Origin of the sequence: Chitinophaga sp. (assembly GCF_036569125.1) — a bacterium.
GTDB lineage: Bacteria > Bacteroidota > Bacteroidia > Chitinophagales > Chitinophagaceae > Chitinophaga.
The window spans coordinates 1-8154 of sequence record NZ_DATCRF010000655.1 but is presented as its reverse complement, the minus strand read 5'-3'; the positions used below and the strand labels follow the sequence as shown (position 1 = coordinate 8154).

Below are 8154 nucleotides of genomic sequence, written 5' to 3'. Positions count from 1 at the left end.
AGGCCCTGCAGCTTGGAAATATCATTCTCAAACACTAAGGCGGCATCGTCCCTTCGCCGGGCCCATTCTTCCCTGCTGATGGTGATGTAAGGCGAATAACGCGTTGGTTTAGTCTGTTGTTTCATAGTTAATTATGGGAAGCAGCCTGGGTTGCTTAATTAAAATGAGGGGATGAAGGTAAAATACTTGGGGCATATATCCTATTGTAAAAGGGATAGCCGGAAGAGGCGGTTGCCCCTTCCGGCTATCATTTAACCTGCGTGGTGCTACTTGATGTATACCGTTTTGATATTCAGGAACTCGTGTGTGCCCTCGGCAGCCAGCTCACGCCCGTAGCCGGATTGTTTAATGCCGCCAAAAGGCAGGCGGGCATCGGAATGCACCATATCGTTTATATACACGTTACCGCTTTCTATTTGTGTGGCCAGGCGGGCAGCCTTTTCCAGGTCTTTGCTCCACAGGGCAGCCCCTAAGCCAAAAGTAGGGTGGTTGGCCAGGCTAACGGCCTGCTGCTCATCTCTGGCGGTAATAATGGTGGCCAGGGGGCCAAAGGTTTCTTCTTCAAAAGCCGTCATGTGGGGCTGCACATTGGTGAGCAGGGTAGGGGCAAAGTTACAGCCCTCATATTGCCCGCCGGTAAGCAGCCTGCCGCCCTGCTGTGTGGTTTGCTGTAATTGTTTGGCCAGGCCTTCGGCCAGGTCGGGGCGGGCCATAGGCCCCATGTCGGTGCTTTCCGCAAAGGGATCGCCCTGCTGCATTTTTTGCAGGATGGCGGTTACCTGATGCGTAAATTCTTCTGCAACGGCGCTTTCCACTATCCAGCGTTTAGCTGCAATGCACGACTGGCCGGCGTTTTGCATACGCGCCTTTACCGCTGCAGCGGCAGCGGCTTCCAGGTCGGCATCTTTCAGCACCACAAAGGGATCGCTGCCGCCTAATTCCAATACGCTCTTTTTAATGTATTTGCCGGCCAGCTGCGCTACGCTCATACCGGCCGGTGTGCTGCCGGTAAGGGTTACACCCTGTATACGGTCGTCGGCTATAATGGGCTCTATGTCTTTTGAGTTTACCAGTACGGCCTGGAAGGCCCCTTCGGGGAAACCGGCCTGCAGGAACAGCTTTTCAATGGCCAGGGCACAGCCGCTTACATTGCTGGCATGTTTCAGCAGCCCGGTATTGCCTGCCAGCAGGTTGGGCAGGGCAAAGCGGAACACCTGCCAGTAAGGGAAATTCCAGGGCATTATAGCCAGTATAATGCCTTTGGGCTGGTAGAGCACGTAACTTTTGCTGGCGTCGGAATTAAGGGGCTTAGGCTGCAGCATGGCTGCAATATGCTGCGCATAATATTCTGCGCTGGCGGCACATTTTAATACTTCTGCTTTGGCTTCTTTCAGTGTTTTACCCATTTCCCGGGTAATAATGGTAGCATGCTCCGTTACCTGCTCTTTCAGCAGGGCTGCGGCTTTCAGCATCCAGTCGCAGCGTTGCTGCAATGGTATTTGCCCCAGCTGGCGGTAAGTGCTGTGGCCTTTGGCTAAGAGATCTTCTATCTGCTCTTTGGTGTGTGCTGCATACTCAGCTATGGTTTCCTGCGTGTACGGGTACACGCTTTTGAAGTTAGCCATGTGAAAAGGTTTAAAGATCAAATGTAGTTCATAAAAAAAGAGGAACAGCAAAAGCCGTTCCTCCTTCTGAATGTTATGCTTAACCAGGCGCTTAATCCTGCACCCGGGTGATCTTTAATACGTTGGTGGGCAGGTGCTCCTTTACAGGGGTGCTGCCGGTGTTCACCACAATATCTTCCTTTGAAAGGAAACCTCTTTCCTTCAGGATGTTGATCTGGTCCTGGATAATATCGTCCAGGCTGTTCTCTTCTGCGTAGTAGAAGGCGCGTACACCCCAGCTCAGGCTCAGCTGGTTTACCAGCGACCTTTCCTTGGTGAAAATGTACAGCGGGGAGCGCGGGCGGTAGCTGCTCAGCATAAAGCCGGTGTAGCCGCTCTGTGTCATACCGATGAGGGCATCTGCATCCAGGTCTTCTGCTATCTTACAGGCGTTGTAGCACAGGGCATCGCTCAGGAAGGTGGCAGAGTGGCGGTGAGGGATCAGGTTACGGTTGTAAATGATATCTTCCTTCTCTACTTCAGCAATGATCTTTTTCATCGTCTGGATCACCAGTACGGGGAACTGGCCGGTAGCGGTTTCGCCGCTCAGCATCACTGCATCGGCGCCTTCCAGCACTGCGTTGGCCACATCCGTAATTTCACTACGGTTGGGGCGTGTACGGTCTATCATGCTCTCCATCATCTGGGTAGCTACGATCACCGGTTTAGCACGGTGGATACATTTGCGGATAATATCTTTCTGGATCATGGGGATCTGCTCTACGGGCAGCTCCACGCCCAGGTCGCCGCGGGCAATCATTACGCCGTCGCTTTCCCAGATGATCTCTTTGAGATTCTCGATAGCTTCCGGCTTTTCTATTTTAGAAATGATCTTGATCTTGGAATCGCGGGCTTTCAGCTTGCTGCGCAGGTAGGTAAGGTCTTTTACATCGCGCACAAAGGACAGGGCTACCCAGTCGCATTCATGGTCAATGATAAATTCCAGGTCTACCAGGTCTTTGTCTGTTAAAGCCGGCAGGGATACTTTGGTATCCGGCAGGTTAAAACCTTTTTTGGAAGAGAGTACACCGGGCAGGCTTACTTCTGCCTTGATCTCTCCGGCAGGCGTAATTTCCCTTACAATGGTTTCGATCTTACCATCGTCCAGCAGGATCTTCTGACCCGGCTTTACATCGCGGTGCAGGTTTTCATAAGAAACATAGATGCGCTCCATGTTGCCTACTACTTTCTCGTTCACAAAAGTGAGGATATCACCTGCTCTCAGGGGCAGCGCGTTATTCTCAATTTCGCCTACACGCAGTTTTGGACCTTGCAGATCGGCCAGGATGGCTACATTATAAGGTTCTGTTTTGTTGATCTGGCGGATGTGATCAATGATGCGCGCTTTGTCTTCATGCGCACCATGTGAAAAGTTCAAACGGAACACATTCACACCAGCTTGTACCAGCGCCAGCAATTTTTCATAGGTATCGCAGGCGGGACCAACCGTGGCAACAATTTTAGTTTTGTGCGTGGAATGTTCTCTGGATGCCTCGTGATCCATCTGCTTGTGATAATATTTGGATAAATCCTTTGTACTCATAAACTTATTTTTAACTCGCTAGTATTTTACACATTTTAACCCAGTCCGTGTCCATTTCTTCTTTGGCCTTAACGGCATGGTCCAGCGGTGTATAGTGGATCTTGTTGTTTACAATGCCTACCATTACGTTATGGGTGCCATCCAGCAGCGCATTTACTGCTGCATAGCCCATACGGCTGGCCAGGATACGGTCCTGGCAGGTGGGGGTACCGCCCCGCTGGATATGGCCCAGGATACATACCCGGGTATCCGCATTGGGTAAGCGGTGTTTGATCATCTTGGCCACTTCAGCAGCCCCGGTTTCATGGCCTTCCGCTACTACGATCAGGTTCACCAGCTTTTTACGGCGTTCATTGGCCTGCAGGTCTGCAATAATATCTTCCACCTCGGCTTTATGCTCCGGCATCATGATATGTTCTGCACCGGTGGCAATACCACTGTGCAGCGCAATATAACCGGCATCGCGTCCCATTACCTCAATGATGAAGAGGCGGTCGTGCGCGTCGGCGGTATCACGTATCTTGTCAATCGCATCAATGGCGGTATTTACGGCTGTATCAAACCCGATGGTGAAATCGGTACCGGCAATATCCTTATCAATGGTGCCTGGCAAGCCTATGCAGGGAATATCGTATTCCTGAGAGAATTTTTGTGCTCCTTTAAAAGATCCGTCGCCACCGATCACGATCAGCCCGTCAATATTATGCTTTTTCAGGTTCTCGTAGGCTTTCTGGCGGCCTTCCGGTTCGTAGAACTCCATACAACGGGCGGTTTTAAGAATAGTGCCCCCGCGTTGAATGATGTTAGCTACTGATTTGGACTCCATAGGAAGAATCTCGTTCTTTACCATTCCCCGGTACCCATACATGACGCCATAGACATTCATCTGATGGTAAATACCTGTTCTTACAACGGCTCTTACTGCTGCATTCATGCCTGGGGCATCTCCGCCGGAAGTAAGAACTGCAATGTTGTTCACTTTTTTCATTCAGGATATAATATTTATCTTCCCAGTGGTTATTTGGTTTGTTAAAAAAACACCAAAAGGGCGCACAAAAATAACATTTTGGATTTTGTTTCCTAACAGATATTAGATGAAATAACCTAAATTTTCAACTTTAGTTAATCAAAGCCGGAATTTTTTACAAAAATCTCAGACATGCTAAAAAACATTTATAGATCTATTCCGATATTTTATATGAGCATTTTAACAGGCAGTGCAGTGGCACAGGAGGCACCGGGGCTGGTTTACCCGGTTACACAAAAGACAGACACCGTAGATGATTATCATGGCACAAAGGTACCAGACCCCTACCGCTGGCTGGAAGATGACCATAGCGAGGCCACCAAAGCCTGGGTGCAGGAGCAAAATAAGGTAACGCAGGCCTACCTGGCTAAGATCCCCTTCCGGGAAGCCATCCGCCAGCGCCTTTCTACCCTGTGGAACTACCCCAAAACAGGGGCGCCCTTCCGGGAAGGCGATTATTTTTATTTCTATAAGAACGATGGTTTGCAGAACCAGGCCGTATTATACCGCCAAAAAGGGCTGGAAGGTACGCCGGAAGTGTTCCTGGACCCGAATAAGCTATCGGCCACCGGCACTACCGCCCTGGGCGGCATAGAGTTTTCCAAAGACCACCAATACGCCGCTTACCTGCTGTCCAGCGCAGGTTCCGACTGGCAGCAGGCCTTTGTGATGAATGTAGCCACCAAAGAACGCACTACGGATAAGCTGGACTGGATCAAGTTCAGCGGTATTTCCTGGAAAGGGAACGGCTTCTATTACAGCCGTTATGATGCGCCGGATGAACAGAACCGCCTGTCTAAAAAGAACGAGTTCCATAAAGTGTACTATCATAAGCTGGGTACGCCGCAGGAGCAGGATGAGCTGGTGTATGTGGATAAAGAGCACCCGCTGCGCAATGCAGGCGTTTCTGTTACGGAAGATGAACGTTTCCTGATCCTGCATACCTCAGAAGGTACGTCCGGCGGGGAAATACAGTACCGCGACCTGCAGGATGCCAGCCAGAAGGATTTCAAATTACTGATAAAGGGCTTTGACTATGAGCCGGATGTAATTGATAATGTTGGCGGTAAGCTGCTGGTGCGTACCAACCATGATGCGCCAAACTATAAGATAGTGCTGATAGACCCGCAGCATCCTGAAAAAGAGCACTGGCAAACCATTGTGGCTGAAAAGCCGGAAGTGCTGGTGAGCGCCGCCACCGGCGGTGGTTACCTGTTTGCCAGCTACCTGAAAGATGCTGCTGAACAAATATACCGGTACGACTATAAGAAAGCGCCCGGCAAAGTAACGGAGCAGGCGGTATCCTTACCCGGCATTGGCACTATCTCCGGCTTTTCCGGCAAAAAGGATGAGAAGTTCCTGTTCTACTCCTTCACTTCTTTTACCACACCAGGCACCATTTATAAGTATGATATAGCCAGCGGCCAATCTACCCTGTACAACAAGCCGGTAGTGAAGTTCAACCCGGAGGAGTATGAGACCAAACAGGTGTTCTTTAACAGTAAGGACGGCGCCAAAGTACCCATATTCCTTTCCTATAAAAAAGGCATACAGCTGGATGGCAACAACCCGGTATTGTTATATGGCTATGGCGGTTTTAATATTCCCATGACGCCGGGCTTCAACGTATCCAACCTGTTCTTTATGGAGCAAGGGGGCATTTACGCGGTGGTGAACCTGCGCGGCGGCAGCGAGTATGGGGAAGCCTGGCACAAAGCCGGTATGCTGGAACATAAGCAAAATGTGTTCAATGATTTTATTGGCGCTGCAGAATACCTGGTAAAAGAGAAGTACACGCAGCCTTCCCGTATTGCCATCCGTGGCGGATCTAACGGCGGCCTGCTGATAGGCGCCTGTATGACCCAGCGGCCGGATCTGTTTAAAGTGGCCCTGCCGGCAGTGGGGGTAATGGATATGCTGCGCTACCAGAAGTTCACCATTGGCTGGGCATGGGTAGTGGAGTATGGCAGCAGCGATAAGCCCGAGCAGTTCAATTACCTGATAAAGTATTCACCCCTGCATAACCTGAAGCCCGGTACCGCATACCCGGCTACGTTAGTGACCACCGCAGATCATGACGACCGCGTGGTGCCGGCGCACTCCTTTAAGTTTGCGGCTACTTTGCAGGCAGCGCAAAAAGGACCCAATCCTACACTGATACGCATTGAAACGCAGGCCGGGCATGGCGCAGGCAAGCCTACCTCCAAACAGATAGATGAGGCAACGGATGTATGGGCGTTTACGATGTACAATCTGGGAATGACAATTACGAATTAGTCAATTACGAATTACGAATTGAGCAAAGCGAGTGAATATGTGCTTACAGATGCCACTGGTATAAAATTACGGGTAAAGAAAGTAATGTATTTAAAAGGATAGTTGTAATTTAAACTGCTGGTTGTACTCGCAGAATTATAACAATCGCTCCACCCCATTCGTAATTATTCATAATCATAATTATTTTCAATGGTATTCATGAATGCTCCGCATTTCGTAATTGACTAATTCGTAATTTTAAGAAAAGGCTGCTATGAAGGTTTTAATCACAGGAAGTAACGGTTTATTAGGGCAACATCTGCTACCGCTTTTCGTACAGGATGAACAGTATGAAGTAATTGCGGCGTGCAGGGGCGTGAACCGCCTGCCGGTACAGAACGGCTATACGTACGAATCCGTGAACCTGCGCAATGCGGTTAGTGCCCAGCAGCTGCTGGAAAAACACCGGCCCGACATTGTTATTCATGCAGCCGCGATGACACAGGTGGATGAATGTGAGCGTAACAAGGATGCCTGCTGGGATACCAATGTAGCGGCTACACGCTACCTGATACAGGCCGCTGAAAAATACAATGCCTACTTCCTGTTCCTTTCCACCGACTTTATCTTTGACGGGCTGGAAGGCCCTTATGCAGAGGATGCGCCGGCCAACCCGCTCAGCTACTACGGATCCAGCAAAGTGGCGGCAGAGCGTTTGGTGAAGAACAGCAAGGTGCCCTGGGCTATTGTAAGAACGGTGCTGGTATATGGCACTGCTGTGGATATGCAGCGCAGCAACATTATTACCTGGGTAAAGAACAACCTGCAGCAAGGCAAAAAGATAAAGGTGGTGGATGACCAGTGGCGCACGCCTACACTGGTGCAGGACCTGGCCGAAGGCTGTAAGCTGGTGGCGGATAAACGCAGCACCGGCGTGTATCATATCTCCGGTAAGGAAATGCTGTCGCCTTACGAAATGGCGGTACAAACAGCGGAATTCTTTAAGCTGGACCAGCGCCTGATCGAAAAAGTGAATGCAAAAACTTTTGTGCAACCTGCCAAACGCCCGGCCAAAACAGGTTTTGTGATCGATAAAGCCGTGCAGGAGCTGGGCTACCAGCCGCATAGCTTTGCAGAAGGGCTGGAGATTGTGGCAAAGGAGATCAAATGATGTGCGGATGTGCAGATATGCAGATGTGCAGATGGATTAAATGTGCTGATATGCTAATGTGCTAATGTGCTGGTGTATGTTGGGGATTTACTGGTATAAAAAAAGTGCAAATGGATAGGTCCATTTGCACTTTTTTATTTTAGAATATTTACAATCAAGTGTTTAGCATTCGCTGCATTTCATCTGCACATCTGCATATATGCACATCTGCACATTAGAACTCCAGGTACACCTTCCCATTCTTACCTCCATAGTTATCCCTCACTTTCTTGATGTTTGCGGCGGTATCTGCGGCCAGCGAGCGGAAAGGCATAGCCAGCTTGAAGTTGGTGGAATCGCGGGTATTGTACATGGCAACATTCAGCCCAAAACCTTTTAACTGGCGGAACCTTTTTTCCGCAGCGGCCCGGCTGGGATAGGTTGCAAATACTACGTAGTACTGCAGCGTATCAGTGGCTGCCGGCATAGCAGCGCTGGTATCAGTAGGCGTGGT

Annotated in this window: 6 protein-coding genes; 2 read left to right on the top strand and 4 right to left on the bottom strand. The window is 49.9% G+C overall.

Going from position 1 to position 8154, the window contains the following annotated elements:
• Nucleotides 1-266: 266 nt before the first annotated feature.
• The 3 genes from VIM87_RS24550 to pfkA all read right to left on the bottom strand — a co-directional run bounded on the left by VIM87_RS24550 (nt 267) and on the right by pfkA (nt 4195).
• Nucleotides 267-1625 (bottom strand): NAD-dependent succinate-semialdehyde dehydrogenase, encoded by a 1359-nt coding sequence (locus VIM87_RS24550; protein ID WP_331999546.1) that lies wholly within the window; start codon nt 1623-1625, stop codon nt 267-269.
• Nucleotides 1626-1716: 91 nt separating this feature from the next.
• Nucleotides 1717-3207 carry a pyruvate kinase gene (pyk, locus tag VIM87_RS24545; RefSeq protein ID WP_331999545.1) on the bottom strand — a complete coding sequence of 497 codons (1491 nt, stop codon included), beginning with the start codon at nt 3205-3207 and terminating at the stop codon, nt 1717-1719.
• Between the two features lie 10 nt (nt 3208-3217).
• Nucleotides 3218-4195: a 6-phosphofructokinase gene (pfkA, locus tag VIM87_RS24540; protein WP_331999544.1), complete on the bottom strand. Its 978-nt coding sequence runs from the start codon at nt 4193-4195 to the stop codon at nt 3218-3220.
• A gap of 210 nt (nt 4196-4405) precedes the next feature.
• Between pfkA and VIM87_RS24535 the strand changes: the two genes are divergently transcribed.
• Together VIM87_RS24535 and VIM87_RS24530 are read left to right on the top strand one after the other, a co-directional pair.
• Nucleotides 4406-6511 (top strand): prolyl oligopeptidase family serine peptidase, encoded by a 2106-nt coding sequence (locus VIM87_RS24535; protein ID WP_331999543.1) that lies wholly within the window; start codon nt 4406-4408, stop codon nt 6509-6511.
• A 253-nt stretch (nt 6512-6764) separates the two neighbouring features.
• Nucleotides 6765-7661: an SDR family oxidoreductase gene (locus VIM87_RS24530; protein WP_331999542.1), complete on the top strand. Its 897-nt coding sequence runs from the start codon at nt 6765-6767 to the stop codon at nt 7659-7661.
• 214 nt (nt 7662-7875) lie between these two features.
• Here the strand turns inward: VIM87_RS24530 and VIM87_RS24525 are convergent.
• Nucleotides 7876-8154, bottom strand: a 279-nt coding sequence (locus VIM87_RS24525; protein WP_331999541.1) for a hypothetical protein, incomplete at its 5' end; no start/stop codon positions are given.

What these genes read in the sequence shown, in the direction of transcription:
- VIM87_RS24550 (WP_331999546.1), bottom strand. Translation starts at nt 1,625, where the DNA reads ATGGCTAACTTCAAAAGCGTGTACCCGTACACGCAGGAAACCATAGCT.
- pyk (WP_331999545.1), bottom strand. Translation starts at nt 3,207, where the DNA reads ATGAGTACAAAGGATTTATCCAAATATTATCACAAGCAGATGGATCAC.
- pfkA (WP_331999544.1), bottom strand. Translation starts at nt 4,195, where the DNA reads ATGAAAAAAGTGAACAACATTGCAGTTCTTACTTCCGGCGGAGATGCC.
- VIM87_RS24535 (WP_331999543.1), top strand. Translation starts at nt 4,406, where the DNA reads ATGAGCATTTTAACAGGCAGTGCAGTGGCACAGGAGGCACCGGGGCTG.
- VIM87_RS24530 (WP_331999542.1), top strand. Translation starts at nt 6,765, where the DNA reads ATGAAGGTTTTAATCACAGGAAGTAACGGTTTATTAGGGCAACATCTG.